The sequence below is a fragment of the Actinomadura sp. ATCC 39365 genome (assembly GCF_054392275.1).
Genome location: NZ_CP184335.1, coordinates 5,631,893 through 5,658,707 on the forward strand (window position 1 = coordinate 5,631,893; position 26,815 = coordinate 5,658,707).

30 protein-coding genes and 1 riboswitch are annotated in these 26,815 nt (G+C 73.7%); of the genes, 17 read left to right on the forward strand and 13 right to left on the reverse strand.

What is annotated here, in order from left to right; translation table 11 throughout:
* Positions 1-9 precede the first annotated feature (9 nt).
* Complete coding sequence (locus ACNF49_RS27495) at positions 10-702, forward strand: sensor histidine kinase (RefSeq protein WP_482939233.1); 693 nt, start codon at positions 10-12, stop codon at positions 700-702.
* Positions 699-1,328, forward strand: a complete 630-nt coding sequence (locus tag ACNF49_RS27500; protein ID WP_357987968.1) for a response regulator — start codon at positions 699-701, stop codon at positions 1,326-1,328. The genes ACNF49_RS27495 and ACNF49_RS27500 overlap by 4 nt, the downstream gene beginning before the upstream one ends.
* Positions 1,329-1,359: 31 nt before the next feature.
* Here ACNF49_RS27500 and ACNF49_RS27505 read toward each other — a convergent pair whose 3' ends face one another.
* A complete protein-coding gene (locus tag ACNF49_RS27505; RefSeq protein ID WP_357987965.1) occupies positions 1,360-2,136 on the reverse strand; it encodes a class I SAM-dependent methyltransferase in 777 nt (258 codons plus the stop codon).
* A 105-nt stretch (positions 2,137-2,241) separates the two neighbouring features.
* Here ACNF49_RS27505 and ACNF49_RS27510 point away from each other — a divergent pair, with 105 nt between their 5' ends.
* Positions 2,242-2,790, forward strand: coding sequence for an RICIN domain-containing protein (locus ACNF49_RS27510; RefSeq protein ID WP_357987962.1), 549 nt, complete (start codon positions 2,242-2,244; stop codon positions 2,788-2,790).
* A gap of 61 nt (positions 2,791-2,851) precedes the next feature.
* On the opposite strand, the gene ACNF49_RS27515 is transcribed toward ACNF49_RS27510, so the two are convergent.
* On the reverse strand, positions 2,852-3,451 hold the full coding sequence (locus ACNF49_RS27515) for a TetR/AcrR family transcriptional regulator (RefSeq protein ID WP_482939234.1): 600 nt from the start codon (positions 3,449-3,451) through the stop codon (positions 2,852-2,854).
* 75 nt (positions 3,452-3,526) lie between these two features.
* Here ACNF49_RS27515 and ACNF49_RS27520 point away from each other — a divergent pair, with 75 nt between their 5' ends.
* Positions 3,527-4,222 (forward strand): SDR family oxidoreductase, encoded by a 696-nt coding sequence (locus ACNF49_RS27520; RefSeq protein ID WP_482939235.1) that lies wholly within the window; start codon positions 3,527-3,529, stop codon positions 4,220-4,222.
* A gap of 7 nt (positions 4,223-4,229) precedes the next feature.
* Here the strand turns inward: ACNF49_RS27520 and ACNF49_RS27525 are convergent, their stop codons facing one another.
* Entirely contained in the window at positions 4,230-4,835 is a 606-nt protein-coding gene (locus ACNF49_RS27525; RefSeq protein WP_482939236.1) for a TetR/AcrR family transcriptional regulator, read from the reverse strand.
* Between the two features lie 69 nt (positions 4,836-4,904).
* On the opposite strand from ACNF49_RS27525, the gene ACNF49_RS27530 reads away from it, so the two are divergent.
* Positions 4,905-6,437, forward strand: a complete 1,533-nt coding sequence (locus ACNF49_RS27530; protein ID WP_482939237.1) for an FAD-dependent monooxygenase — start codon at positions 4,905-4,907, stop codon at positions 6,435-6,437.
* Positions 6,438-6,466: 29 nt separating this feature from the next.
* Here ACNF49_RS27530 and ACNF49_RS27535 read toward each other — a convergent pair whose 3' ends face one another.
* Together ACNF49_RS27535 and ACNF49_RS27540 are read right to left on the reverse strand one after the other, a co-directional pair.
* Entirely contained in the window at positions 6,467-6,787 is a 321-nt protein-coding gene (locus ACNF49_RS27535) for a DMT family transporter (RefSeq protein ID WP_357987947.1), read from the reverse strand.
* A 2-nt stretch (positions 6,788-6,789) separates the two neighbouring features.
* Positions 6,790-7,437, reverse strand: a complete 648-nt coding sequence (locus ACNF49_RS27540; protein WP_357987944.1) for an FMN-dependent NADH-azoreductase — start codon at positions 7,435-7,437, stop codon at positions 6,790-6,792.
* A 112-nt stretch (positions 7,438-7,549) separates the two neighbouring features.
* On the opposite strand from ACNF49_RS27540, the gene ACNF49_RS27545 reads away from it, so the two are divergent.
* Complete coding sequence (locus ACNF49_RS27545) at positions 7,550-8,170, forward strand: TetR/AcrR family transcriptional regulator (protein ID WP_482939238.1); 621 nt, start codon at positions 7,550-7,552, stop codon at positions 8,168-8,170.
* 16 nt (positions 8,171-8,186) lie between these two features.
* On the opposite strand, the gene ACNF49_RS27550 is transcribed toward ACNF49_RS27545, so the two are convergent.
* Positions 8,187-9,161 carry a hypothetical protein gene (locus tag ACNF49_RS27550; RefSeq protein ID WP_357987938.1) on the reverse strand — a complete coding sequence of 325 codons (975 nt, stop codon included), beginning with the start codon at positions 9,159-9,161 and terminating at the stop codon, positions 8,187-8,189.
* Between the two features lie 41 nt (positions 9,162-9,202).
* On the reverse strand, positions 9,203-10,225 hold the full coding sequence (locus ACNF49_RS27555) for an alpha/beta hydrolase (protein WP_482939239.1): 1,023 nt from the start codon (positions 10,223-10,225) through the stop codon (positions 9,203-9,205).
* Between the two features lie 209 nt (positions 10,226-10,434).
* Positions 10,435-10,639: riboswitch (cobalamin riboswitch) on the forward strand.
* A 129-nt stretch (positions 10,640-10,768) separates the two neighbouring features.
* Between ACNF49_RS27555 and ACNF49_RS27560 the strand changes: the two genes are divergently transcribed.
* Entirely contained in the window at positions 10,769-13,174 is a 2,406-nt protein-coding gene (locus ACNF49_RS27560) for a ribonucleoside-diphosphate reductase subunit alpha (protein WP_482939240.1), read from the forward strand.
* Entirely contained in the window at positions 13,156-14,187 is a 1,032-nt protein-coding gene (locus tag ACNF49_RS27565) for a ribonucleotide-diphosphate reductase subunit beta (protein ID WP_357987928.1), read from the forward strand. Before ACNF49_RS27560 ends, ACNF49_RS27565 begins: the two co-directional genes overlap by 19 nt.
* Positions 14,188-14,244: 57 nt before the next feature.
* Here the strand turns inward: ACNF49_RS27565 and ACNF49_RS27570 are convergent, their stop codons facing one another.
* Entirely contained in the window at positions 14,245-14,541 is a 297-nt protein-coding gene (locus ACNF49_RS27570; RefSeq protein ID WP_357987925.1) for a DUF4287 domain-containing protein, read from the reverse strand.
* Between the two features lie 105 nt (positions 14,542-14,646).
* Between ACNF49_RS27570 and ACNF49_RS27575 the strand changes: the two genes are divergently transcribed.
* From ACNF49_RS27575 to ACNF49_RS27590, 4 genes are all read left to right on the forward strand, one after another.
* Entirely contained in the window at positions 14,647-15,492 is an 846-nt protein-coding gene (locus ACNF49_RS27575) for an alpha/beta hydrolase (protein WP_482939241.1), read from the forward strand.
* An 82-nt stretch (positions 15,493-15,574) separates the two neighbouring features.
* Positions 15,575-16,081 carry a GNAT family N-acetyltransferase gene (locus ACNF49_RS27580; protein WP_482939242.1) on the forward strand — a complete coding sequence of 169 codons (507 nt, stop codon included), beginning with the start codon at positions 15,575-15,577 and terminating at the stop codon, positions 16,079-16,081.
* Positions 16,082-16,214: 133 nt separating this feature from the next.
* Positions 16,215-16,931: a dienelactone hydrolase family protein gene (locus tag ACNF49_RS27585; protein WP_482939243.1), complete on the forward strand. Its 717-nt coding sequence runs from the start codon at positions 16,215-16,217 to the stop codon at positions 16,929-16,931.
* A gap of 146 nt (positions 16,932-17,077) precedes the next feature.
* Positions 17,078-17,404 (forward strand): hypothetical protein, encoded by a 327-nt coding sequence (locus ACNF49_RS27590; protein ID WP_482939244.1) that lies wholly within the window; start codon positions 17,078-17,080, stop codon positions 17,402-17,404.
* 509 nt (positions 17,405-17,913) lie between these two features.
* On the opposite strand, the gene ACNF49_RS27595 is transcribed toward ACNF49_RS27590, so the two are convergent.
* From ACNF49_RS27595 to ACNF49_RS27610, 4 genes are all read right to left on the reverse strand, one after another.
* Complete coding sequence (locus tag ACNF49_RS27595; protein ID WP_482939245.1) at positions 17,914-20,487, reverse strand: AAA family ATPase; 2,574 nt, start codon at positions 20,485-20,487, stop codon at positions 17,914-17,916.
* A 164-nt stretch (positions 20,488-20,651) separates the two neighbouring features.
* Positions 20,652-21,293, reverse strand: coding sequence for an NAD(P)-dependent oxidoreductase (locus ACNF49_RS27600; protein WP_482939246.1), 642 nt, complete (start codon positions 21,291-21,293; stop codon positions 20,652-20,654).
* A complete protein-coding gene (locus tag ACNF49_RS27605; protein WP_482939247.1) occupies positions 21,290-22,135 on the reverse strand; it encodes an SGNH/GDSL hydrolase family protein in 846 nt (281 codons plus the stop codon). The genes ACNF49_RS27600 and ACNF49_RS27605 overlap by 4 nt, the downstream gene beginning before the upstream one ends.
* Positions 22,136-22,187: 52 nt before the next feature.
* Positions 22,188-22,967 carry an SDR family NAD(P)-dependent oxidoreductase gene (locus ACNF49_RS27610; RefSeq protein WP_482939248.1) on the reverse strand — a complete coding sequence of 260 codons (780 nt, stop codon included), beginning with the start codon at positions 22,965-22,967 and terminating at the stop codon, positions 22,188-22,190.
* Positions 22,968-23,036: 69 nt separating this feature from the next.
* Here ACNF49_RS27610 and ACNF49_RS27615 point away from each other — a divergent pair, with 69 nt between their 5' ends.
* The 3 genes from ACNF49_RS27615 to ACNF49_RS27625 all read left to right on the forward strand — a co-directional run bounded on the left by ACNF49_RS27615 (position 23,037) and on the right by ACNF49_RS27625 (position 24,394).
* The gene (locus tag ACNF49_RS27615) at positions 23,037-23,504 is read left to right on the forward strand and encodes a MarR family winged helix-turn-helix transcriptional regulator (protein WP_357977606.1); all 468 of its coding nucleotides are present in this window, start codon (positions 23,037-23,039) and stop codon (positions 23,502-23,504) included.
* Between the two features lie 123 nt (positions 23,505-23,627).
* Positions 23,628-24,272 (forward strand): sigma 54 modulation/S30EA ribosomal C-terminal domain-containing protein, encoded by a 645-nt coding sequence (locus tag ACNF49_RS27620; protein ID WP_482939249.1) that lies wholly within the window; start codon positions 23,628-23,630, stop codon positions 24,270-24,272.
* A complete protein-coding gene (locus ACNF49_RS27625; RefSeq protein WP_482945593.1) occupies positions 24,269-24,394 on the forward strand; it encodes a sigma 54 modulation/S30EA ribosomal C-terminal domain-containing protein in 126 nt (41 codons plus the stop codon). Before ACNF49_RS27620 ends, ACNF49_RS27625 begins: the two co-directional genes overlap by 4 nt.
* Before the next feature lie 51 nt (positions 24,395-24,445).
* On the opposite strand, the gene ACNF49_RS27630 is transcribed toward ACNF49_RS27625, so the two are convergent.
* Positions 24,446-24,871, reverse strand: a complete 426-nt coding sequence (locus tag ACNF49_RS27630) for a pyridoxamine 5'-phosphate oxidase family protein (protein ID WP_357977612.1) — start codon at positions 24,869-24,871, stop codon at positions 24,446-24,448.
* 212 nt (positions 24,872-25,083) lie between these two features.
* On the opposite strand from ACNF49_RS27630, the gene ACNF49_RS27635 reads away from it, so the two are divergent.
* Positions 25,084-26,250 carry a globin domain-containing protein gene (locus ACNF49_RS27635; RefSeq protein WP_482939250.1) on the forward strand — a complete coding sequence of 389 codons (1,167 nt, stop codon included), beginning with the start codon at positions 25,084-25,086 and terminating at the stop codon, positions 26,248-26,250.
* A 71-nt stretch (positions 26,251-26,321) separates the two neighbouring features.
* Entirely contained in the window at positions 26,322-26,813 is a 492-nt protein-coding gene (locus ACNF49_RS27640; RefSeq protein WP_482939251.1) for a hypothetical protein, read from the forward strand.
* The last annotated feature ends 2 nt before the right edge of the window (positions 26,814-26,815 follow it).

Sequence of the window (26,815 nt, forward strand, 5' to 3'; positions counted from 1 at the left end):
GCTGGGGGCGTGCGCGTTCTGGGGGCGGGCGTGCTGGCGGGCGCCGCCGTGGGCGCCTACCTGCGCCTGCTCGACGTACGGCAGCGGCGGGCGGTGGCCGACACCAGCACCGTCCTGCGGCTGCGGCTGGCCGGCGACCTGCACGACTTCCTCGCCCACGACATCAGCGAGATGGTCGCGCACGCCCAGGCGGGCACCGTCGCGGGCGATCCGCTGCGGGCGCTGGAACGCGTCGAGGCGGCCGGTCAGCGGGCCCTGTCCACGCTCGACCGCACGCTCGACATGCTCCACCACGACCGGCCCCTCGGCCCGTCCGGCGACCTGGACGGCGTCGCCGAGGCCGCCGCGCGCTTCTCCGCCGCCGGACCGGCGCACGTCGGCGTGCGGATCGACCGCGCGGCGGCGGTCCCGGCGGAGACGGCGGCGCTGGCCTACCGGATCGTGATCGAAGGGCTGACCAACATCCGGCGGCACGCGCCGCGGGCCGGCCGCGTCGAGCTGTCCGTCACGACGCCGGGCGACGTCCTGGAGATCACGCTGACCAACGACGGGACGGCCGGCGCGGCGGGCCGCCGCCGCGGCTCGGGCCTGCCCGGCCTGGCCGCGCTCGTCGCGGAACAAGGGGGCGAGCTGGTCGCGGGGGCCGTGCCGGACGGGTGGTCGCTGGCGGCGCGGCTGCCGCTGCGACAATCTCCCGGGTGAGCATCCGCATCCTCGTCGCCGACGACCAGGAGGGCATCCGCGACGCCTTCCGCCTGATCCTCGACGCCCAGCCCGACCTGACCGTGGTGGCCGAGGCGGCCGACGGCCGCACCGCGATCGACACCGCCCTCGCCGTCCGGCCGGACGTGGTGCTCGCCGACATCCGCATGCCCGGCGCCGACGGCATCGAGGTGACCCGCGCCCTGTCCGGCACCGGCATCCACGTGGTGGTCGTCACCACGTTCGGGCTGGAGGAGTACGTCCGGGCGGCGCTCAGGCACGGCGCGGCCGGGTTCGTGCTGAAACGCTCGGGCCCCGCGCTGCTCGTCGAGGCCGTCCGGGCGGCCGTGCGCGGCGACATGCTCATCAGCCCCCAGCTCACCGTCCGGCTGCTGCGGGGGAGCGGCCCGGAACGGGAGGTCTCGGACGTGGTGCTGACGGAGCGGGAGGACGAGATCGTGGCCCTGGTGGCTCAGGGATGGACCAACGCGGAGATCGCCGCCGAGCTCTTCCTGTCCCCGGGGACGGTGAAGAACCATGTCGCCGCGGTCCAGCGCAAGATCGGCGCGAGGAACCGCGTGATGATCGCGGGATGGGCGTGGGCGACCGGCAGGGCCCAGCCGTGACGGGGTGTGCCCGTCCGTGCCGTGCCGCCGGTCAGGGGAGGTGGCGGGCCAGGTAGAGGGCCGTCTCGACGTTCAGGGCGACCTGCTCGCCGAGCGTGTCGAGGAGCGTGCCGAACAGGTTCTCGCGCACGTCGTCGGCCAGGATGCGGTAGGACGACTGGGTGGACAGCAGGGCGACGTAGTCGGCGGTCGAAACCGTGCGTCCCGACCGGTAGAGCCGGGTGCCGAGGTCGCCGAACTCGGGCGGCAGCCCCATCTCCCCGGCCCACTCACGTGCCCCGGCCGCCTCGCCGATGGGCCTGCCGATCGGGCCGGTGTTGGGCCTGATGTGCGGGGCGAACCGCTCGTGCGCGGCCAGCAGCCTCGCGGTGACCCCCTCGTCGGCGGGCCAGTCGACGTTCCAGAACAGCGCGAGCCCGCCGCCCGGGGCCAGCGCCGCCGCGGCCCGCTGCCAGCGCACCTCCTTGTCGACCCAGTGCCACGCCTGGGCGCAGTACAGCAGGCCGAACGCCCGCTCCGGGACGTACTCCTCGAACGTGGAGACGGTGACCGTCACGTTCGGCCGGTCGGCGGTCCGCCGGGCCAGCACGGCGGCCATGGCCGGATCCGGCTCGGTGGCCACGACGTCGATGCCGCTCGCCGCGAACAGCTCCGTCGCCTTCCCCGTGCCCGCGCCCACCTCCAGCGCGGGCCCGCCGGCGTAGGCCAGCACGTCCGCGGCCAGCTCCGCCGGGTAGCCGGGCCGGACCCTGTCGTACTCGTCAGCGACTTCGCCGAAGACCCTTCCTTGAATGCGTTGTGTTGTCATGTGCCCGATCCTGATTCATGATCGTCCCGGGGCGCAACCCCGCCGGCGCACATTGAGTACGCGCTACTCAGGCCGTACGGGCCCCGCGGTCGCACGCTTGGTCGCATGAAGACACACATCCTTCGCCCGGCGGCCGTCGTCGCCCCGCTGCTCGTCCTCGGGCTCACCACCGCCCCGGCGCCCGCGTCGGCCTCGGCGTCGTCCGTCTGGGCCGCCTCCAACGTCCAGCTCGTCAACCGGCAGACCGGCAAGTGCCTGACCATCGCCGGAGGCGTCAGCACGGAGAACAACGTGCACGCCGTCCAGTACGACTGCGACAGCCACCCCTCCCGCCGCTGGGACGTCTGGGGCTACTCCAGCGCGGCCCTGCAGGTCAGGAACCGCCAGACCGGCAAGTGCCTGACCATCGCCGGAGGCGTCAGCACCGAGAACAACGTCGTCGCCCTCCAGTACACCTGCGACACCCACCCCTCGCGCTACTGGGCGCTCGGCAACCGCGTCGGCCAGTACGTCGAGTTCCGCAACGTGCAGACCGCCAAGTGCCTGACCATCGCCGGCGGGGTGAGCACCGCCAACAACCTGGAGGCCGTCCAGTACACCTGTGACGGGCACCCGTCCCGGTTCTGGGAGATCCGCGACTACTACGGGAGCTGACCAGGGCGCCGTCCCCGGTGGCGCCGGGGACGGCGAGATCCGGCGCCCGGCACCGGGCCGCTCACCGGGAGCGGGGCCTGAGCAGGGTGTCGAAGAGGGTGTCCAGCAGGTCGCGGGGGATGCCCGACCCGGTCAGGGCGCAGTAGACGACCGGGCCCAGCAGGGCGTCGAGGGCCGGCCCGGGGGCGAGGGCGGGGGAGACCTCGCCGGCCGCGGTCGCGCGGGCGAGCAGGTCGCGTTCGCGCGCGCGACGGGGGCCGAGGTAGCGCTCGTGGAAGGTGGCGGCCGTGGCGGGATGGTGCTGGGCCTCGGCGATGAGGGTGAGCAGGACCTTGCCGGCCGGATCGCCGGTGACGAACCGCGCGAAGTCGTGCAGGTAGCCGCGGATGTTCTCCGCCGTGGGCCGCTCGACGGGGACGGGCAGCCGCTTGCCGCTGTCCTCGATGAGCGTGTCGAGCAGGATCTCGACCTTCGACGGCCACCAGCGGTAGATCGTCTGCTTGGCGACGCCCGCGCGGCGCGCGATGGCCTCCATCGTCAGGGCGGCGAAGCCGTGCTCGACGAGCAGGTCGTCGGCGGCGTGCAGCACGGCCAGGCGCGCGGCCTCGTCACGCCGGTTGCCGGAGCGCGCGCGGCGCTGCTCGGGGTTCACGGCTGGCATGCGGGACACGATACCGGCCCCGGACGCCGTGCTACTGTCTAGACGCAACGTCGCGTCTAGACAAATGGAGTGGCCATGTCCCTCACGGCCGACCGGCAGGTCCTCGTCATCGGCGCCTCCCGCGGGCTCGGGCTCGTCCTCGCCGGCGAGCTGGCCCGGCGCGGCCGGCGCGTCGTCGCCACGACCCGGGCGGACGACCGCGAGCTACGGGCGCGCGCCGGCGCCTGGAACGGGCGCCTGGAGATCGAGCGGCTGGAGATGACCGACCCCGGGCAACTGGCCGCCCTGCGCGAGCGCCTGACCGGACGCCGGTTCGACCTGCTGTTCGTCAACGCCGCGATCGACCGCGGCGACCTGCCGATCGGCGAGGTCCCGACCGGCATGTTCACCGAAGTGATGATCACCAACGCGCTGAGCCCGATGCGCGTCCTGGAGTCGCTGCGCGGGCTCGTGGTGCCCGGCGGGACGGTCGCGGTCATGTCGTCCGAGCAGGGCAGCGTCTCGCGCAACGACGAGCCCGGCTACGAGCTCTACAAGGCCAGCAAGGCCGCGCTCAACCAGCTCATGCGCAGCTACGCCACCCGCCACGGGGACGACGGCCACACCAAGCTGCTCCTCGACCCGGGCCACAACCGCACCCGGCTGGGCGGGCCCGGCGCGCCGCTCGTGCCGGAGGAGAGCGTCCCGGCCGTGGTGGATGTCCTGGAGGCGCAGGCGGGCGTGCCCGGCCTGCGGTTCGTGGACCGCCACGGGGAGACCGTCCCCTGGTAGCCGCCGGTCAGCCGGTGGGCGCGCCCAGCAGGGGCAGCCACACCTCGTCCACGATCTCGGCGATCGACTCCTCCGGCACCCGGCTCATCGTGACGAGCATGTCGTGCCGGAGCAGGTCGAGCGGCAGGTTCACCACCCTGGACGAACGCGGCACGTCGGGCAGCTCGCCGCGCTCGACCGCCCGGCCCACGATCGTCTCGAACGCGGTCGCCTGGCCGGGCGGCAGCAGGGTGTCGCGCAGCTCGGTGAGGCTGGTGCCGGTCTCCCGGAAGTAGTCGGCGAGCTGCACGCTCATCAGCGTCAGCATGCCCGCGCGGTCGTCGCCGGCGTTGCGCAGGAACCCGACGGCGTCGTCGCGCAGGCTGCCGGTGTCGGGCACGTCGATCAGCCGCCAGAACTTGGCGAGGGTGGCCAGCAGCAGGTCGTCGCGCCGGGGCCAGCGCCGGTAGAGCACCGGGCGGCTGGTGCCGGCGCGGGCGGCGACGGCCTCGAAGGTGAAGCCGTGGTAGCCGTGCTCGACCAGCACGTGCCAGGCGGCGTCGAGGATGGCGTCCTCCAGCGCGGGGCCGCGACGGCGGGACGCGCCGCCGGGGGCACGGTGCTTGAGATTCACTTGCGTATCTTATCGCGGCGCCCTACGGTGACCGGAATTAGATACAGCCCTGTACCCAAAGGACCGTCCATGATGTTCGACGTCATCGTCGTCGGCGCCGGGCCCGCCGGCCTCTTCCTCGCCTGTGAGCTGCGCCTCGCCGGCGTCCGGCCGCTGGTGCTGGAACGACGTCCGGAGCCCGACCTGTCGGACAAGGCCCACGGCCTGGCCGGGCAGGTCGTCCGGCTCCTTGACCACCGCGGCCTGTTCGAACGCTGCGGCGGCCGGGGCGTCCCGGCGCCCGCGCCGGGCCACTTCTTCGGCGGGCTGCCGCTGCCGCTGCACACGCTCGGCGCGGCGAACCCGATGTACCTCCTGCCCTGCGACCAGCGCGACCTCGAACGGGTGCTCGCCGCGCGCGCGGCCGAACTCGGCGCGGAGGTGCGGCGCGGCCAGGAGGTGATCTCCTTCGGCCAGGACGACGACCGGGTCGAGGTCGTGACCCGTGGCCCCGGCGGCGCCGAGACCACCCTGACCGCCCGCTACCTGGTCGGCTGCGACGGCGGCCACAGCACGGTCAGGAAGGCGGCGGGCATCGGCTTCCCCGGCGTCAGCGACGACCACGTCGTGGACCGCTCGGCCCTCATCGGCCCGAGCGAGCACTTCCGGATCCTGCCCGGCGGGCGCGTCCTGATCGAGGGGCTCGGCGAGATCCCCGCCCACTTCCACCGCACCGATCGCGGCGTCTTCACGCTCCTGGCCCACGACCCGCGGCGGCCGCTGATCAACACGGCCGAGTGGGAGGACCACCCGGCGGGCGGCTTCCCCGGGCCGGGCGTCCCGATGACGCTGGCCGAGATGGAGAAGAGCGTCGAACGCGTCCTCGGCGTGCGACTGCCGCTGAGCCCGCCGCCCGAGGGGGCGCCGGTCATGCTGCGCCGGCTGTGCGGGCGCAACACCCGGCTCGCCGACCGCTACCGCGCCGGACGGGTCTTCATCGCCGGCGACGCCGCCCAGGTGAGCCACGGGCCCACCCTGAACCTGGCGCTTCATGACGCCGCCAACCTGGCCTGGAAACTCGCCGCCACGCTGCGCGGACGGGCTCCGGAAGGGCTCCTGGACAGCTACGAGACCGAGCGCCGCGCGTGCGCCGGACGCGTGGTCACCCAGACGCTGGCCGCGACCGCCCTGCTGGCCCCCGGCGCCGAGGTCACCGCGCTACGACGGCTGTTCGCCGAGCTCCTGGGCCGTACGGAGAACCTGCGCGTGATCGCCGAGCTGATGGCGGGCGGCGACGTCCGCCACGACATGGGGGAGGAGCGGCCCGCCGGGCCCACCGGCTGGTTCGCGCCGTCCCTGGCGCTGACCACCGGCGACGGGCGGCCATGGCGCCTGGCCGAGCTCATGCGCGACGCCCGCCCCCTGCTCCTGGACCTGACCGGCGGCGACGCCCTGGCCGCCGCCGCCGCGCCCTGGCTCGACCGGGTGCGGCACGTGGCCGCGACCGCCGCCGACGCCCCCGCCCCGGCGCTGCTCGTCCGGCCGGACGGCTACGTCGCCTGGGCGGGCGCCGATCCCGACGGCCTCCGGGCCGCGCTCGCCCGCTGGTTCGGCCCGAGCTGAGCCCGGCCGCCCGTCCTGACCGGGAGGGGTCACTCCGGGCTGGTGACGCGGGCCAGCACGATGCCGCCCACGATCAGCGCCAGCGCCGCCATCCGGCCGATCGACATCGGGTCCTTGTGCACGACGACGCCCAGGGCGATCGCGCCGACCGCCCCGATGCCGGTGAAGACCGCGTACGCGGTGCCGACCGGGAGGGTCTTCATCGAGTACGACAGCAGCCAGACCGCGGCCACCATGAGGACGAAGCAGAGCAGGGTGGGCAGCGGCTTGGTGAAACCCTGGGTGGGCTTGATGCTCTGCGCCCAGGCGATCTCCACCAGCCCGGCCAGCCCGAGGATGAGCCAGTTCATCGTCAGAACTCCTTCCCCAGGTCGTGGGCGTTGCGCAGCGCGGCGGCGTACAGCTCGTCGTGCTGGGCGCGCAGGTGGAAGAGGCCGGGGTCGACGCGGGAGTTGGCCAGCTCGGCGGCGACGACGGTGGTGTCCTCGACGGCGAAGTGGCCGGCGAAGAAGTCACGCAGGTAGCGCTCCTGGTAGTCGAACCTGGCCTTGGGGGCGCCGGGGGAGTAGGCCCCGCCGCGCGCGGTGGTGACCACGAAACGCCGCCCGGCGAGCGACATCTTGGGGAAGGTCACCTGGTCGAGCCAGGCCTTGAGCGCCGACGGGATCGAGTAGTTGTACATCGGGGTGGCGATCAGCACCACGTCCGCGGCCACCAGCTGCGACAGCAGCGGCTCGACGATCGCCCACGCGGCCGCCTGCTCCGGGGTGCGGGCGGCCTCGTGGTAGCGAGAGATGTCGGTGATCTGGTTGGCCATGACGTAGTCGCACAGCTCGGTCCACGCCTCCCCGATGTGCGGCACCGGCTCGGCGGCCAGGTCGCGGTGGACGTAGGTGCCCTCGGGGTGGGCGGACCGCCACGCCTCGGCGAAGGTGTCGCCGAGCTCGCGGCTGATCGAACGGCGTCGGGCGCTGGCGTCCAGGTGCAGCAGAACGGCCATGGAGGGGCTCCTCGAAATAAGTGGACATCACGTCCGGTTTGCGGTCGAGGTGACCGTAGCAACTAAGCGGGCACGTTGTCCACTTATGTCGTGGTGGGTTAGAGTCGCCGCCATGGAGTCCCGTACCGAGTTGCTGACCGGACGTCCCGTGGCGGAGGCGGGCCGCCCGCGCGAGCGCGCCGACGCCGCCCGCAACCGTGCCAAGGTGCTCGCCGCGGCGGCCGAGCTGTTCGCCACGCGCGACCCGCGCGGCGTGACGATGGACGACATCGCCAAGGCCGCGGGCGTCGGGCGCGGCACGCTCTACCGCCGTTATCCCGACACCGTCTCGATCGCGCAGGCCCTGCTGGACGAGCACGAGCGCGTGCTGCAGGAACGCCTGCTGCGCGGCGACCCGCCGCTCGGCCCCGGCGCGCCCCCCGCCGACCGGCTCGCCGCCTTCTACGCCGCGATGGTCGACCTGCTGGACGAGCACATCTCACTCGTCCTGGGCGCCGAGCAGGGCGCGCTGCGGTACGCCACCGGCGCCTACGGGTTCTGGCGGGCGCACGTGCGGGTGCTGCTGGCGCAGGCGGGCGTCTCCGAGGCCGAGGCGCTGGCCGACATCCTGCTCGCCCCGCTGGGCCCCGAGGTCTACGCCGAGCAGCGCAGGCGCGGGCTCACCCCCGAGCAGATCACCGCCGCCCTGGCCCGGCTGGCGCACGGCATCGTCGACCGGGAGGCCGGGCGCTGACCGCACCGGCGGCGGCTCACCCCCAGGCCGCCGCCTTGTCGTACGGGTCGACGTTCCTGAAGGCCATCCCGACGATCTCCTCGACGTCGTCGTCGCCGTAGGCGCCGGGCAGGGCGAGGCCGAGGCGTTCGAACAGCGCCCGCACCTCCTCGACCGTGGGCGAGAACGACAACGTCACGTCCTCGGCGTCCCTGAGGTTCAGCGGGCGCGCCTGGCGGAGGCTGGCGTGCAGCTCGGTGGCCCAGCAGTCGAGGGCGAGCGCGTTCCCGGTGATGACGGTGGCGGGGAAGCCGGGCCCCCGCTGTGTGATGAACATGTGGCGGGAGGACAGCTCGTAGCGGAACGTCGAGGCGATCGAGGAGAACCCGATCTCGATGTCCAGGAGCTCGTAACGCTGGTGATGCCAGCAGGCGGACAGCACGGTCGCGTAAAGCTCCCTGCGGGTGCCGTCGCCGGTCCAGGTCAGCTCCGGGCTGTCGTCGTCCAGCGCCAGGCTCCGGTGCAGGCGGACGAACCGCTCGCACAGCGCGAGGTCGTCCGGGTCCAGGATCTCCAGCCGGACCAGCAGCGCCCGGCGTCCCTGACGGGCCTTGGCCAGGCATTCCGGCAGCGTCACCGCCCGCACGTACGCGCCGGTCGAGCCCTTGAAGATCCACCGGTCGGTGTCCCCGCGGGCCTCCGCCAGCACTCGGTTGAACTCCTCGCCCCTCACCAGCCGGACCGCCGACTGCTCCTGGAGCAGGGACGGCAGCAGGTCGAGCTTGCGATCGGCGGCGAGCACGGCCCGCTCCACGGCGTTCTCCGCCGACTGCGCCCGCGTCCGGCTGCGCAACATGACGAACGCGAGCACCGCCAGCGTGGCCACGGTGGCGTTGCTGACGGCCTCCGCGGTGGCGATGCCCGCGACGTCCAGGACGCTCACGACGACCGCCACCGACAGGGCGACGAGGATGTCGACGTTGACGCCGATCCAGGCGAGGATGCGCTTCACTGACCGTCCCATCACGAGGGGCCACGGGGTGACACCCCGAATCATGAAGCAGAACCCGGCGGCACGCGAGGGGCCGGCCCGTCCCGCCGGCCCGCTCCGGTCGCGGGGTTACGCGGTGAGGGCGTCGTGGAGGAAGCGGCGGATGTCCGCCCGCGCGTCCTCGGCCTGGGGGCCAGGACCGGCATGCTGAGGAAGGCGTGCCCGGCCCCCGGGTACTCGGCCAGGCGGGCGGGGGTGCCGGCGGCCCGCAGCGCCTCGGCGTAGCGGCGGCCGTGGTCGGCGATCGGGTCGTGGGTCGGCACCGCCACGAGCGCCGGGGCCAGCCCACCCAGGTCGTCGGCGTGCAGCGGGGAGAGCGCGCGGGCGTCCGTTCCCTCGGGCACGGCGAGCCGGTGGAACAACCGCAACACCGGCACGCTGAGCGTCGGGGTGTCGGCGTACTGGGTCATCGAGGGATGGTCGAACATCGTCCCGGCCACCTCCACGGCGGGGTTGACCAGCACCTGGGCCTTCAGGGGCAGGCCGGCGTCGCGTGCCCTGATCGCCGCCAGGGCGCAGATCAGGCCGCCGCAGCTCTCGCCGAACAGGACGGCCCGCGCCGGGTCGACGCCCCACTGCGCGGCGTTGTCCAGCACGTGCCGGAGCACGTCCCAGCCGTCGTCGGCGGCGGCGGCCAGCGGCGTGCGCCAGTCGAGGAGGCGGTGGTCCACCGAGACGACGACGGCGGGCAGGTGGGCGGCGAGGTGGCTGTTGACCCAGTCGCTCTGCGGCGCCGTGCCGACGAAGCCGCCGCCGTGCACGTGGAGCACGAGCGGCAGCGCGTCCCCGCCGCCCGGCTCGGCCACGGCTCGCGGCCGGTGGACCCGGACGGGGACGTCGCGGCCGGGCAGCGCCACCGTCCGCCAGTCGATGGTGGCGCCGGGGTCCGGCCGGCCGGTGATCGCCTGCGCCTCGACGGAGGCGCGCAGCCGGTTCTCCGCCTCGACGTAGGCGGCCAGTTCGGCGGCGGTGACGTTGTCCCAGTCCGGCGTGACCGGACGCAGGCCGGTGGAGGTCTCGCTCATGGTCGTCCCCTCAGGTTTTCGCTACTTGAAGTTTCGATACCTAAGGTAGCGAAAACGTGGCATCACGGGCTTGTGACGTCGATCACATCCGTCCGCCCGCGGGCATGCGAACAGGACGGCCTGGCCGGCCTCGCGGCGGGCGAGGGGGTCGGAGTGTGGGTTCTTCGTAACACGACATGTTGGGTGTGACTTTTTGATCCGCCCTATATATGGTGTCTCCCGCAGCCGGTTCGGTCGCCCCGCCAGGGCGGCCGAGGCAAGAGGGAACCCGGTGGAAATCCGGGACTGCCCCGCAGCGGTGAGTGGGAACGACCGCCGTCAGACGCACTGGGCCGAAGGCCCGGGAAGCGACGGCCAGTAGGCAGCGACAGCATGCCCATGAGTCCGAAGACCTGCCGGCGCGCCGCGCGCGATCATGCGTGCGCGGCTGCTCCGAGGCCGCGCGGGACGGTGGACGGCACTGGCGAGAGGGCTGTGGCGCCTCGCCGTCCGCCTCCTGCGCGCGTTCTCGGCGACTGACCGAGTTCACGAGGGGAGAGCGCAGTGACGGTCACAGGGGACCCGATGACGGACCTGGCCGAGACGGCGCGGGCGGACGCCGACAGGTCCGCGCCGCGACGCGTCCAGATGCAGGTGCGCAAGCGCAACGGCACCGCCGAGCCGGTCGACGTCAACAAGATCGTACGTGCGGTGGAGCACTGGGCGACCGATCTGACGGACATCGACCCGATGCGGGTGGCCACCAAGACGATCAGCGGCCTCTACGACGGGGCCACCACCGCCGAGCTGGACCGGCTGTCCATCCAGACGGCCGCCGAGATGATCGGCGAGGAGCCGCAGTACTCGCGCCTGGCCGCGCGGCTGCTGTCGGGCTACATCGACAAGGAGGTCCGCGGGCAGGGCGTGGCCTCCTTCAGCCAGGCGATCCGGCTGGGCCACGCCGAGGGGCTCGTCGGCGACGAGACCGCCGAGTTCGTCAACGCCAACGCCCGCAAGCTCGACGACGCCGTCGACGTCACCGCCGACCTGCGGTTCGAGTACTTCGGGCTGCGCACGGTCTATGACCGTTACCTGCTGCGCCACCCGTCCACCCGGCTGGTGGTGGAGACGCCGCAGTACTGGCTGCTGCGCGTGGCCTGCGGGCTGGCCGAGACGCCCGCCGAGGCCGTCGGCTTCTACCGGCTCATGTCGTCGCTGGCCTATCTGCCCAGCTCGCCGACGCTGTTCAACTCCGGCACCCGGCACACCCAGATGTCCTCCTGCTACCTGGTCGACTCGCCCCGTGACGAGATCGGCTCCATCTACGACCGTTACGCCCAGGTGGCGCAGCTGTCGAAGTTCGCCGGCGGGATCGGCATCTCCTGGTCACGGGTGCGCTCCCGGGGCGCGCTGATCCGCGGCACGAACGGGCACTCCAACGGCATCGTCCCGTGGCTGCGCACGCTCGACGCGTCGGTGGCCGCCGTCAACCAGGGCGGCCGGCGCAAGGGCGCCGCCTGCGTCTACCTGGAGCCCTGGCATCCGGACGTCGAGGAGTTCCTGGAGCTGCGCGACAACACCGGCGAGGACGCCCGCCGCACCCACAACCTCAACCTGGCCAACTGGATCCCCGACGAGTTCATGCGCCGCGTCGAGGCCGACGGCACCTGGTCGCTGTTCGACCCCGACCAGGTCCCGGAGCTGCCCGACCTGTGGGGCGAGGCGTTCGAGGAGGCCTACCGCGCCGCCGAGCGCGACGGCCGGTACGTCCGGCAGGTCAAGGCCCGCGACCTGTACGCCAAGATGATGCGCACCCTCGCCCAGACCGGCAACGGCTGGATGACCTTCAAGGACGCCGCCAACCGCCTGTGCAACCAGGCGGCCGAGCCCGGCAACGTGGTGCACCTGTCCAACCTGTGCACCGAGATCGTCGAGGTGTCCAGCGACGCCGAGACCGCGGTCTGCAACCTGGGCTCGGTCAACCTCGCCGCCCATCTGACGGGCGCCGGGCCCGACGGCGGCATCGACTGGGAGCGGCTGCGCGCCACCGTCCGCACCGCGGTCACCTTCCTCGACCGGGTGATCGACATCAACTACTACCCGAGCGAGCAGGCCGCGGCCAGCAACCCGCGCTGGCGCCCGGTCGGCCTCGGCGTGATGGGGCTGCAGGACGTCTTCTTCGCCCTGCGCCTGCCGTTCGACTCGGCCGAGGCCAAGGAGCTGTCCACCCGGATCGCCGAGGAGATCTACCTGTCGGCGCTGGAGACCTCCGCCGGCCTGGCCGAGCGCTTCGGCGCCCACCCCGCCTACGACCAGACGTGGGCGGCGCGCGGCCGGCTCCAGCACGACCTGTGGGGCGAGAGCGGCACCCAGGCCGAGCGCTGGGACGCGGTCCGCGAGCGCATCGCCGCCCACGGCCTGCGCAACTCGCTGCTGATCGCGATCGCGCCGACCGCCACCATCGCCTCGATCGTCGGCTGCTACGAGTGCATCGAGCCGCAGGTGTCCAACCTGTTCAAGCGCGAGACCCTGAGCGGGGAGTTCCTGCAGATCAACAACGCGCTGGTGGCCGAGCTGAAGTCGCGCGGCCTGTGGGACGAGCGCGTCCGGGCGGCCATCAAGCAGGCCGAGGGCTCGGTGCAGGGCATCGCCGAGCTGCCGGAGGACGTGCGCCGGCTGTTCCGCACCGCGTGGGAGCTGCCGCAGCGCGCCCTGATCGACATGGCCGCCGCGCGGTCGCCGTTCATCGACCAGAGCCAGTCGCTCAACCTGTTCATGAGCGCGCCGACGATCGACAAGCTCTCCTCGATGTACCTGTACGCCTGGAAGTCCGGCCTGAAGACCACCTACTACCTGCGCTCGCGACCGGCCACCCGCATCCAGCAGGCCACCGTGCCCCTGGTGAACAAGTCCGAGGAAGCCCTGGTCTGCTCCCTGGAGAACCCCGAGTCGTGCGAAGCCTGCCAGTGACCCCCGAGGAGAACCCGATGTTGCTCGACCCGGGCATGAGCCTGACCCTGCGGCCCATGCGCTACCCCCTGTTCTTCGACCGCTACCGTGACGCGATCAAGAACACCTGGACGGTCGAGGAGGTGGACCTGCACTCCGACCTGAAGGACCTGTCCAGGCTGTCGGCGGCCGAGCGCCACCTGGTCAGCCGCCTGGTCGCCTTCTTCGCCACCGGCGACACGATCGTGGCCAACAACCTGGTGCTCAACCTCTACCAGCACGTCAACGCCCCCGAGGCGCGCCTGTACCTGAGCAGGCAGCTGTTCGAGGAGGCGGTGCACGTCCAGTTCTACCTGAACCTGCTGGACACGTACGTGCCGGACGAGGAGGAGCGGTTCGCGGCGTTCGCGGCGGTGGAGAACATCCCCTCCATCCGGCGCAAGGCCGAGTTCTGCTTCCGCTGGATCGACTCCATCGGCAGCCTCCAGCGGCTGGAGACCCGCGACGACCGGCGGGCGTTCCTGCTCAACCTCATCTGCTTCGCCGCCTGCATCGAGGGCCTGTTCTTCTACGGCGCGTTCGCCTACGTCTACTTCCTGCGCTCGCGCGGCCTGCTGAACGGGCTGGCCTCGGGCACCAACTGGGTCTTCCGCGACGAGTCCATGCACATGGCCTTCGCCTTCGACGTGGTGGACGTCGTCCGGCAGGAGGAGCCGGACCTCTTCGACGAGGAGATGGCCCGCCAGGTCAGGGAGATGCTGGCCGAGGCGGTCGACTGCGAGGCGCAGTTCGCCGAGGACCTGCTCGGGCAGGGCGTGCCGGGCATGTCGACCACGGACATGCGCTCGTACCTGGAGCACGTGGCCGACCGGCGGCTGGCCCAGCTCGGCATCGAGCCGCTGTACGGGTCGAAGAACCCGTTCGCGTTCATGGAGCTGCAGGACGTGCAGGAGTTGTCGAACTTCTTCGAGCGGCGGGTGTCGGCGTACCAGGTGGGGGTGACCGGCTCGGTCAGCTTCGACGCCGACTTCTGACCCTTACAGATCTACAATGTAAAGCCGCCCGGCGGGGGCGAACCCCCGCCGGCCCGGTCAGGCGGGCTCGGGGCGGTTGTCCTTGCCGTCCAGCCAGAGGACGTCGGACTCGTCGCGGTGGGAACCGGTGGTGCCGACGTGCTTGGCGTCGATCTGCGCACCTTTCTTGATCACGTGGACGAGGGCCATGGCGTGGCCGCGTCCGAGGTCGTAGTCCTGCTTGAGCCAGTCGATGATCGTCCCGGCCTTGGTGGACGGGGCGTCGAAGCCGCGTTCCTCGGCCAGGGCGATGAACTCACGGGGGGTCAGCCCGGTCTTGCCTTCGATGTTGTCCAGGTAGGCCTGGAAGGACATGGTGTTCTCCGCTTCTCATGGGGTGTTGCCGCCATGATGCACCATTTCGATGGGCGCACCGTCTCAGTAGAATGCCGTTCCGCCGAGTGCCGAGGGGTGACGGTGATGGACGAGCGCGAACTGACCTCCCCGTGGGAAGGCGTCCTGGTCACACCGGGCCCGGCCGTCCGTACGGGGGTGCTCGTGCTGGCGGGGTCGAGCGGGCGGATCGAACGGGACAGGGCCCGCCTGCTGGCCGCGGAGGGGGTGACCGCGCTGTCGATCCGGTGGTTCGGCGGTCCTGGGCAGTCGCCCGGCATCTGCGAGATCCCGCTGGAGACCTTCGTGTCGGCCGTCGACCTGCTGGAGTCCACCGGCGTCCGGCGGATCTGCGTGCTGGGCATGTCGAAGGGGGCCGAGGCCGCGCTGCTGACCGCCGTCCGGGATCGGCGGATCGGCGGGGTGGTGGCGCTGTCGCCGACCTCGGTCGTGTGGGGCAACGTCGGGCCGGGGCCGGACGGGGAGAAACGTCCCTACCGGTCGTCCTGGACGTGGAAGGGGCGGCCGCTGCCGTTCGTCCCGTACGACGACGACTGGGCCGAGGCCGAGCCCGAGCACGGCCCGCTGGCACTGCGCGAACTGTACGAGCTCAGCGAGCGCACGTTCGCCGGCCTGTTGCCGGCCGCGGAGATCCCCATCGAGGCGGCGGCGGCCGACGTGCTGCTGGTGGCGGGCGGGGACGACGCCATGTGGCCGTCCGTGCCGTTCGCCGGGCGGCTGGCCGCCCGCCGTCGTACCGCCGGCCGCACGGTCCGGGTGGTCAGCCGGGCCGAGGCCGGTCATCGTCCGCGCCTGCCGGGGGAGGGGCCCGCCCCCGAGTCGCCGGACTTCCTCTACGGGGGCGACCCGGTCGCCGACGCCAGGCTCGGAGCCGACGCCTGGCCGCACATCCTCGACCTGCTGCACGGCTGACGCCCGCGGGTCCCAAACAGTGATCGTCTTGTGCTAGTTTCTACCTTCCGGCCGGATGTTGCATCCGGCCGAGAGTGCTTGTATGACCATCTCTCAGGCAAGCGTGCGGCCCGTCGAGGCCGCGGACCATCCCACCGTCGAACGCCTCTGGCTCATGTTCCGCCACGACATGGCGGACTTCCAGGGCGGGCTGCCCGACCCCGACGGCAGCTACCACGGCGACCGCCTGCGTACCGCTCTTGAGGACGACGACTGGGCGGCCTACCTGTTCACCAGCGGCGACCGGCCGGCCGGGTTCGCGTTCGTGCGCGCCGCGTCGGGCCCGGTCCGGGTGCTGAACAGCTTCTTCGTCGTACGCGGGGCACGCCGGTCCGGGATCGGGCTGCGCGTCGTCCGGGAGGTGATCTCCCGGCATCCCGGGCCGTGGCGGATCGCCTTCCAGGACGCCAACACGGCGGGCGTGGCCTTCTGGCGGCGCGTCGCCACGGAGTTCGCCGGTGACGCGTGGACGGAGGAGCGCCTTCCCGTCCCGAACCGCCCGGACGTCACGCCGGACGTGTGGATCTCCTTCACCGCAGCCGAAATCTGATGGTGTGGTACGTTTCTGCAACGCATCGAACTGAGGAGGTGAGACCGATCAACGTTGTGGCAGGTCGGGGCTCCCTCACGCGCATCGCCTAGGGAGCGCCCGCACAAGGCATCCCGAAAGGCACAAGACGCGCATGCGTTTCATCTCCCGGACGTCGGCCGGCGGCGTCATCGAACGATCCTTCACCCTCGGCGAGATCCCCGGCGTCCTGTGGACCCCGCAGGACGCCGAGCCCCGCGGCCTGGTCCTGATCGGGCACGGCGGCGGGCAGCACAAGCAGGCCCCGGGCGTCGTGGGACGCGCGCACCGGCTGGCGGCCGAACGCGGCTTCGCGGCGGCGGCCATCGACGCGCCGGCCCACGGCGACCGGCCCCGCAGCGCCGAACACGAGCGGATCATCGCCGCGATGCGGGAGCGGATGGCCGGCGCGGGTGACCCCACCCCGCTGCTGGCCGAGCTGCACACGCTGCTGGCCGCCCAGACCGTGCCGGAGTGGCGGTCGGTCCTGGACGCGCTCGGCGACCAGGGGCCCGTGGGTTACTGGGGTGTGTCGCTGGGCTGTGCCCTGGGGATCCCGCTGGTGGCCGCCGAGCCGCGGATCGGCGCGGCGGTGCTGGGGCTGAGCGGCACCTCGCCGGACTCGGCCCAGGCCGCCGCCGGGATCACCGTCCCGGTGCGGTTCCTGCTGCAGTGGGACGACGAACGGGTGCCGCGGGCCGAGGCCCTGGCCCTGTTCGACGCCCTGGCCTCGGCCGAGAAGACCCTGCACGCCAACCCCGGCAAGCACGCCGACGTGCCGGACTTCGAGATCGACAGCGCCCTGCGTTTCCTCGCCGACCGGCTGGGCTGAGGCCGCCGCCGGCCGGGAGGTCGTCCCGGCCGGCCCGCCGCCGGTGAGTACGGGGGCGCGCGGCTGAGCACGTGCGTGCTCACGACAGGGGGCCCGCGGCGCGGCCACCATCGTGGTGCAGGAAGACCACGGCATGGAGGTGGGCGATGCACGACGAGCAGAACGGCGGCCGGGAGCCGTCCGTCGGCAGGAGAGGGCTGCTGCGGCTGACCGGGGCGGCCGCGGTGGTCACGACGGCGGCGATGGTCCTGCCGTCCGGGCGGGCCGCGGCGGCGACGCCGGCCGGAGAAGGGCAGGCAGCGCCGGGACAGGGCCAGGGGGCCGCCGGCTCCGAGGCGCGGGACCGGGACTGGCGGTTGCGCGCCGAGCAGCTCCGCGCCAACGGCGACAGCCTCCAGCGCAGCGCCGAGCTGACCAGGCAGAGCCTGGCCGGCCAGACGGCCCTGCGCATCCCGGCCGGACCACCCCGCTGACCACAGCCGACAAAAGGAGGACGGACCATGACGTTTTTCGCAAGGGTCGGCTGGACGTGGGAGACCGGTGGCGCGGTCCTGGGCGCCCCCACACTCGCCCCCGCCGTGCACGACCTGACCACCGGTCACCTGGCGCTGCGGATGGCGACCAACCGCGGCGCGCCTTCCACCGCGGACCAGATCACCTCGCTGGGCGCGTCGATCGGCGTCCCACGCAACGAGAACGGGCGCATCGACGGGCCCTCGGTGGCCCAGGTCGGGGCGACGTTCCGGCTGGACCCCGACTCCCGCTACCACGTCGAGAGGTCGTGGAACTCCTCCGAGCTGTCGGTGACCCTCGCCATCAGCCTGGAGGACCTCACGGCGGGCACCGTCGTCACCGGGCCGGAGTTCGTCATCGCCCGGGACTCGGGGTTCAACGTGGGGGAGAACAAGCTGCTGTTCAGCAACCCGGCGCCGGGCGGGTCGGCGGCGGTCAGCGGCGACTTCGCCTGCGCCGCCCGCCACGACTACCGGGCCTGGATCGACCTGCACGCCCGCGTCAGCGGCGCGGGGTTCGGCGGGAGCGGCGGGTCGGGGGCCGACCTGATCGCCGGCGTCGTCGCCCCCACGCTCTCCTTCCTGTGGTACTTCACGCCGTTGCAGGGAGCGGCGCCGTCGTCGTGGACCCGCGAGACGACCGCGCCACCCGCCCGCGCCGCCGACCGGGCCTGACGACCGCGTCTGATGGCCGGGGCGGGCGGTCCGGGCGTGACCGTCAGGGGCGCAGGACGTCGCGCAGTTCGTCGCGGCTGGTGACGCCGAGCTTGGCGTAGGCGCGGGCGACGTGGTTGTCGACGGTGCGTTTGGAGATGCCCAGCCGTTCGGCGATCTGCCGGTGGGTCAGGCTCCTGGTGACGGCGCGCGGCGCGGCCGAACGCCTCGGCGGCCAGGGGGTGCAGGCCGAGGCGGGCGAAGTCGCCGGCCGCCGCCTCCAGCGCGGCGGGGTCGCCGGTGGTGATCGCCGCGGCGTATCGCAGGTAGGGGGACTCGCCGCCGTCCGTGGCGGGGGCAGGCGTCGGTACGTCCGCGCCGAGTCGTACGGCGTCGGTCAGGGCGAGGGCGTGCGCCGCCGCGGCGCCCATGGCCTCCGCCCGGACGGCGGTCGCGCGGGCCAGGCCGGCCGCGGCGCGGGTGTCGCCCCGGGCGGCGGCCACCCACGGCCGGGCCAGGTCGGCCCACAGCCCGAACATCGTCGCGGGCGGCCACTCCAGGCGGTCGGCGGTGCGCAGCGCGTCCCGCGCGGCGTCGGCCTCGCCGGCCAGCGCCTCGGCGTCGGCCACCTCGCCGTAGAGCAGACGGTGGAGCAGGCGGCCGGTGACGGTGTCGGGCCGGTGGAGGACGACGGCCTCGCGCAGCCTGCGCCGGGCCTCTGCCACGTCGCCGGTGAAGCGGGCGACCTGGGCCATCGCGATCGCCGCCACCATGAGCGCGTACTCCCAGCCGTGGGCGAGGGCGGCCTCGTGCTCGCGTCCGGCCAGCCGCGCGGCCAGGTCCGTACGGCAGGCCAGCAGCGCGCCCTGCACCTGGACCAGCGCGGTGGTCGGCGGCAGCCACGGCATGTTCTCCACCGCCTCGGCCAGCACGGGATCGCGCGCGTCGTGCGGCGTGGCCGGCGTGCGGCCGCCGTAGGCGCCGGCCAGCTCGTGTGCCAGGCGGGCCTTGACCTCGGCCTCCTTGTTGCGCATCCCCGCCCGGAACAGCGGCGGCAGCTCGGACAGCGCCGGGCGCAGGTCGCCGGAGAACGCCGCGAACACCGAGCTCAGGGCCGCCAGCTCCTCGGTGTGCTCCGAGGTCAGGGCCGCGCCGCGGGAGGGGAGCGCGCGGTGGGCGGCGGGGTCGCCGAGCCCCCAGAACAGCGTCTCGGCGCGGCCGAACGCGATCTTGTCGTGGTGGTGGCCGGCGGTGGCGACGGCGTCCATGACGTCGAGCATGGCCATGAGCTCGCCGGTGCGCTCGCCCGAGATGAGCACCCGCCACAGGACCTGCGCCGCGCCGACGCCCTGCTCGACGTCGCCGTCGCGCAGGGCCGACTCGGTGGCGGCACGCGCGAGCTGTTCGGCCAGCGGCAGGTCGAGCAGCGTCCAGGCGCGCCGGGTGGCGGTCAGCAGCATGCCGGGGGGCGGCTGGACACCGGCGTCGAGGCTCCAGCGGACGATGCGCAGCGCGTCGGAGCGGCGGCGGGCTCCCGTGGCGGCGATGGCCTCGGCCAGCACGCGTTTGGCCCGGCGGGTGCGCAGCTCCGGGCAGCCGTCGCGGAGCGCCTCGCCGTACAGGGGGTGGGCCAGGCGGAGCAGGGAGCGGCGGCCGTCGCGCTGGATCCACAGCAGGCCGCGCGCCTCCAGGCGGGTGAGCAGGTCTTCGGGGACGGCCCGGGTCACCACGCCGACGGAGACCGGATCGGCCAGGGCGAGCAGTTCGAGCGCCCTCCGTTCCTGGTCGGCGAGCGCGCCGAGCCGCCTGGCCACCAGCTCGGTCAGCCGGGGGGCGACCAGCCAGGGGCCCGCCTGGCCGCCGAGCACCTCGTGCAGCACCTGGCCGACCTCCGACGGCGACAGCGCGGCCGGCTCGATCCGCTCGGCCAGCCCTTCGGTCCACAGCGCGGCCAGCCACTCCGAGAACGGCTCACCGGCGCGCAGCACCACCAGCACGAACGCGGCCCGCGTCCGCGCCAGGTGGCGCAGCACGGCCGCCGACTCGTCGTCGAGCAGGTGGGCGTCGTCCACGACGACCACCGCGCGCCGCGACCCGGCCGTCAGCGCCGCGACCATGGCCCGCACCAGCACGCCGCGGCTGGCCACGCCCACGACGCCGTCGGGCACGAGCACGCCGAGCGGGCCGAGCGGCACGTCGGAGTTGCCCGAGGTGGCCGGCACGGAGTGCACGACGAACCGGGACGGGTCGAGCGTGGCGAGCGCCTCGTACACCAGCCGGCTCTTGCCGACGCCCGGCGGGCCGGTGATCGCCAGCGCGCCGGCCGCGGGATCGCGCAGGGCGGCCGTGACGCGGCCCAGATCGGACCGCCTGCCCACGAACGGCCACATGCCCGCCTCCCGCTGCGTCGTCTGCCGCAGTCTGACACGCCGGACGCGCACGAGTCAGCCGGAGTGTGTCCTTCGCCGGCGTTCGCGTGCCGGGTCAGGAGCCGCCCTTGATCGCGAGGACCGCCGGGGTCAGGAATCGCCCGCGCTCTCGACGACGGCCGGGGTCAGGAGCCGCCGGCGATCTCCACGACGGCGTGGCGGTTGTGCTCGTCGGTGAGGTGGTCGAGCAGGTAGTGGGCCAGGTCGGCGCGGGAGATCGAGCCCGCCTTGGCCAGGGGCGCGTTCTCGGCGGTGCGGTAGCGGCCGGTCAGCGGGCCGTCGGTCAGCATCGGCGGGCGCACGATCGTCCAGCCGATGTCGTGGGCGGCGGTGACGGCGGTCTCCATGCGTCTCATGTCGGCGTAGCCGTGCCGGTAGAGGCGCTGGATCACGAAGCGGGTGACCAGGCGGCGGCCCAGCGGCGTGCCCGGCGGGATGTCCAGGCCAGCCGATGACAAGCACAGCAGGCGGCGCACCCCGCTGTCGCGCATGGCGGCGATGACATTCGCAGTGCCCTGGGAGTAGACGGTGGTGGGGTGGCCGCGGTCGGTGCTGCCCAGGCACGACAGCACGGCCTCGTGCCCGGCGACGGCGTCCCGCCAGGGGCCGGGGGTCAGCACGTCGCCGCCGATCACGCTCACCCGCTCGCCCGCCGGGACGCGGGCGGGGTCGCGGGCCAGGACGGTGACGTCGTGCCCGGCGGCGACCGCCTGCTCGACCACCTGGCGTCCGGTTCCGCCGGTCGCGCCGAGGACCATCAGCTTCATGCCGCACCGGCCAGGGTCCGTACGACGGCCTCGGCGATCTCGCTCTGGCCCTCGATGCTCAGGTGCACGCCGTCGTCGACGAAGTGGTGGTCCTCGCGGACGGCGAGCCTGGTGTCCACGGTCGGCTCGGGACGGCTCAGCAGGTGGTCGGCGGTGGCGTCGACGTCCTTGTTGGCCCAGGTGATGCCGGCGCGCCGGAAGTGCGGGTAGGCGGCGGCGCGCGGCTCGTCGAAGGGGCTGGGGGTGAGCCAGACCCAGCGCGCGGGCCCCCGCTGCTGGGCCAGGTCGTGCAGCATGGCCAGGTTGCGCTCGGTCTCGGCGGCGCTGACCAGGGTCGGCGCGTCGGGGGCCAGGTGCTGGGCGTCGTTGGCGCCGATCATGCACAGCACCAGGTCGGGCCGCTGGAAGCCGAGGGCGGGCAGCTGGGTGAGCGCCTGCGTGGTGGTGCTGCCGGAGATCGCCAGGTTGGTGAAGCGGACGGCGTCGCCGGGACGGCGCAGCGCGACCAACTGGCGCAGGATCTCGAACCAGGACAGGCGGTCGGCGGTGGTGCTCTCCCCGACGGCGACGACGTGGAAGGCGTCGCGGGCGTCGCGGGCGTCCTCGGGGTGCAGGGGCAGCCGGTCGACGGCGTCGGCGAGGCCGGGACGGGCCAGCAGCGTCTCGGCGGCCTGCCGGGTCTGGCGGTCGAAGTCGTCCAGCAGCGCGCGGTAGGCGCCGGCGTCGAGGCCGAACAGGGCGGCGACGCGGGCCTCGTCCGCGCCGATCAGGTACGGCAGGGATCCGGGCCGCTGGGACCGCACGAGCCGCACGGTCATCGGGTCGATCATCGGTTCGGTCATGACATGGCCTCCGTCGGGACGGTGGGTGCGAGGGACGGGCGGAGCACGGCGTTCATCCGGAGACCCGTCCGCCGGTGAGGTCGAGGGTCGCCCCGGTCACCCAGGAGGCGGCGGGCGAGGCGAGATAGAGGACGGCCCGGGCGACGTCGGCGGGACGGCCGACGCGCCCGAGCGGGAACGCCGCGGCGAGCTGGGCGAGCCGCTCGGCGGGCAGGGCGGCGAGCTTGTCGTTGAGCACGGCCGAGGGCGCCAGGCAGTTGACCCGCACGCCGTCGCCGCCCACCTCCGCGGCCAGGTGCCGGGCGAACATGACCACGCCGGCCTTGGCGGCGGCGTAGGCGGCGTTGGCGCCTCCGGGCTGCCGGCCCGCGGTGGACGACATCAGGATGATCGACCCGGCGCGCCGCTCCAGCATGCCGGGCAGGAACTCGTGGACGGTGAGGAACACCGAGGTCAGGTCGGACTCCAGCACGGCGCGCCAGCGGCCGGGGTCGAGCCCCGCGGTCGGCGCGGGCGCGCCCTGCCCGCCGGCGAACGGGGCCAGGATCTCCACCGGCCCGAGCGCGGCCTCCACCTCGGCGCGGATGCGGGCCAGGGCGCCGGCGTCGGTCACGTCGCCGGGCGCGGCCAGCGCCCGGCCGCCCTCGGCGGTGATCGAGGCGACGACGCGGTCCACCGCCTCGGTGTCGCGGCCGGTGACCGCGACCTGGACGCCGTTGGCGGCCAGCGCGTGGCAGGTGGCCGCGCCGATGCCGCGGGAACCGCCGGTGACGAGGGCGACCTTGCCCTCCAGTCCTGGATGTCTGGGCCAGTCAGGCCGGTCGGTGGTCATCACATATTGCTTCTCTCTAGAGAAAGGTTCACTCTTGTGAATGGTTCTGTGCGGAGTACAGTATGCGCTGTGTCCGCGTCCCGCAACCGCCCGATGGGCGTCGCCTTCCTGCTCGCGCAGCTCGGCGCGCACGCCGCCGGCCGGTTCGCCGCGCGGGTCGCCGAGCTCGGTTTGTCGCCGTCCGACGTCGGGCTGCTGCGGATGATCGCCTTCCAGCCCGGCCGCAGCCAGCAGTCGCTCGCCGCCGACCTCGGCGTCGTGCCCAGCCGGGTCACCGCGCTGCTCGACCCGCTCGACCGGGCCGGCCTCGTGGAGCGGCGCCGCTCGGCCGGCGACCGCCGCAACCACGAGCTGCACCTGACCGAGCAGGGCGCGAAGGTGATGGAGGACATCAAGCGCACCGCGATGGCGCACGAGGCCGACCTGACCTCGTGCCTCAGCCCCGACCAGCGCGGCCAGCTGTTCGCCCTGCTGGAGCTGGTCGCCGCCGACCAGGGCCTGACGCCGGGCGTGCATCCCGGCTACCGCCGCTCCTGAGGCCGCCCGCCGCCCCCGCGGGCCGTAGGTCACCGCGCGGTGGGACCTACGGCTCTGGCAGCCGCATCCGCCCAGGCCAGAGGCTTGGATCATCACCACCGGATGCGAAGAAGGTGTTCACGAATGAGGCACAGGCCCATCGCCCTTGACGCCGACGACGTGCAGGTCAGGATCCGCGGCGGCGGCGTGCGCGCGGCCGACGTGCGGCGCGCCCGCCACACCGTGGCCGACCTGACCCGGCTCGCCCACGAGCCGGTGCTCGGCGCGACGGTCAAGCTCGCCGCCACACCGCAGGTCGCGGGGGAGCAGCGGACGGCCGAGGCCGTGGTGGACGTCCAGGGCCGGCTCATCAGGGCACGGGCCGGCGCCGCCTCCACCCGCGCGGCCATCCACCTGCTCGGCGACCGGCTGCGGGCGCGGCTGCTGGAGAGCACCCGGGACTGGGAGAACCGGCGCGGCCGCCACCCCCGGCCGCCTCACCCCGCCCCGCCCGCCGGGGAACGCCGGATCGTCCGGACCTGCACGGCCGCCCGCGCCGTGCCCGACGAGGCGGCGGTGGACATGGACGAACTCGACTACGACTTCCTGCTGTTCACCGAGACCGCGACCGGCCAGGACAGCGTGATCTACCGCACCGGCGACGGCTACCGCCTCGCCCAGCTCGCCCCCCGTCCCGACCTGCCGGCGCCGACCTGCGCGGCGATCTCGGTCAGCCCGCTGCCCGCCCCCGCCTCACCGCCGGGCAGGCCCTCGACCGGCTGGAGCTGACCGGTTTCCCGTTCGTCTTCTTCGCCGACTCCGGCACCGGAGCGGGCTGCCTCCTGTACCGCCGCGACGACGGGGACTACGGCCTGGTGACCACCGCGCACGAGGACCGGCACGAAGGCTGAGGACCGGCGCCGCCCCCGGAACGGGGGCGGCGCCGACCTCTCGAAGACCCGTCACAGGACGGGCGCGCGGGCGGGGGCGATACGGCGGCCGGAGATGTGCTCGGCCTCGACCACGATGTAGTGGTCCCGGTCGCCCGGCGCCCACGTCGTCAGCGGCAGCTCCGCCAGCCGGGCCAGCTCGGCGGCGTCGGTCACCTCGCGGGCGTGCCCCACCGCCGTGACCGACCAGCCGGTACGCGGCCCGGCGTCGAAGTCGTCGGCCTCGAAGGCCACCACGGTCCGCCGGGTGGCCGCCGCCAGCTTCGACCCGGCCGCGGTGCGGATCACGATGGACCGCCCGTCGAGACAGAAGTTCACCGGCTGGACGGCGGGCAGGGCGCGATCGGTGAACACGATCCGCCCGATCGGCATCGAGGACAGCAGCAGGAAGCACTCCTCCTCGGAGAGCACCTGAAGTCCGGACGAGTCGAGCTGCATGGTCTCCAGGATCCCCGGTCCGCCGCCGCCCGCGGCAGGGACGAAAGTCCCCTCTTCCCCGGCGACCGGCCCGCGGGTGGCCGGATGTCCCGTCCGGGACCTTCGGCCCTTCAAGTGCGGACGTTCGCCCCGGTCAGCAGGCAGGCCGCGCTCCCTAGCCTGAGAACCGGCCCGCGGTCGCGGGTCTCACCCCTGGGACTGTGGAGGTCACAATGTTGTCCGCGGAATCCGCCGCCGTCGTCCGCGCCACGCTGCCCGTCGTGGGCGCCTCGCTCGACGCGATCACCGAGCGGTTCTACGCGACGATGTTCGCCGACCGGCCCGAGCTGCTGGACGGCCTGTTCAACCGCGGCAACCAGGCCAGCGGCGAGCAGCGCAAGGCGCTGGCGGCCTCCGTCGCCGCCTTCGCCACCATGCTCCTGGACCACCCCGACCAGCGGCCCGACCACCTGCTCGGGCGGATCGCGCACAAGCACACCGCGGTCGGCGTCACCGACGACCAGTACGTGATCGTGCACAAGTACCTGTTCGGCGCGATCGCCGAGGTGCTGGGCGAGGCCGTCACCCCGCAGGTCGCCGCCGCCTGGGACGAGGTGTACTGGCTGATGGCCGGCGCCCTGATCGCGATGGAGGCCCGCCTCTACGCCGAGGCCGGCGCCGTCGAGGGCCGCACGTGGCGGCGCTGGCGGGTCGCGGGCCGCCGCGAGGAGACGCCCGACGTCGTCTCCTTCCTGCTCACCCCGCTCGGCGAGGAGCCCCCGCCGCCCGCCCGCCCCGGCCAGTACGTCAGCGTCCAGGTCGAGATGCCCGACGGCGTGCGCCAGCTCCGCCAGTACACGCTGTCCAACGCCGGCGACGGCCTGCGCAGGATCACCGTCAAGCGCGTGGACGACGACCCCGCCGGCGAGGTGTCCACCCTGCTGCACGCCACCGTCCGCCAGGGCGACGAGCTCACCCTGTCGGCGCCCTTCGGCGACGTCACCCTGGACGACTCCGAGGCGCCGCTGGTGCTGGTGAGCGCCGGCATCGGCGGAACCCCCATGGTGGCCATGCTCGACCACCTCGCCGCCACCGGCGCCCGCCGCCGCGTCCTGGCCCTGCACGCCGACCGCTCGCCCGACCGGCACGCGCTGCGCGAGGACATGACCCGCCTGGCCCCCGAGCACGTCTTCTGGTACGAGCACGGCGCCCAGGCCCCCGACCGCGACGGCCTGATGGACCTCGGCGGCGTGCCGATCCCGCAGGGCGCGGTCGCCTACCTGTGCGGGCCGCTGCCGTTCATGCGCGAGGCGCGCGCCGCGCTGCTGAAGGCCGGCGTCGCGGCGCGCGACGTGCACTACGAGGTCTTCGGGCCCGACCTGTGGCTCGCCGCCGGCTGACCGCCCGCATGCCGATCACCCGCTGACCCACCTGCCGATCCACCGGCGATCCACGTGACCAGGAGTATGAGATGAGCGTTGTCCGAGGCGCGGCGAGGGCGCTTCTGGGCGCCGCCGGCGCCGCGATGGTGGCCGCCGGTCCCGTCATGGCCGCCCGGGGCGTCCAGGCGCGCGGCGAGATCCGCGGCGAGCTGCGCCGGCAGGCCATCAGCTTCCCCGGCAAGGGGCTGCCCGCCGAGCTCGCCGCCCACCAGGGCCGCGCCGTCCTGACCGGCCCGCAGGCCAGGGCCTACGCCCAGGTGATCGGCCGCAACGTGCTGACCGCCACCGGCGGCCGGACGTACGCGCAGGTCAGCGCCGAGCTGTTCGAGGCGGGCGGCGCGGACGCCGAGCTGGAGAGCCTGCGGCAGACCGCCTTCACCGGCCAGATGCTGCGCGCCTCCCTGCTCAACGCCTACCAGGCCTGGCAGCTCGGCAACCTGGCCATCGGCCTGGGCGGGCTGCTGACGCTCACCGGCGCCGCCCTGCTGACCTGCGGCGCCACCCTCGCCGCCGACCGGTGACG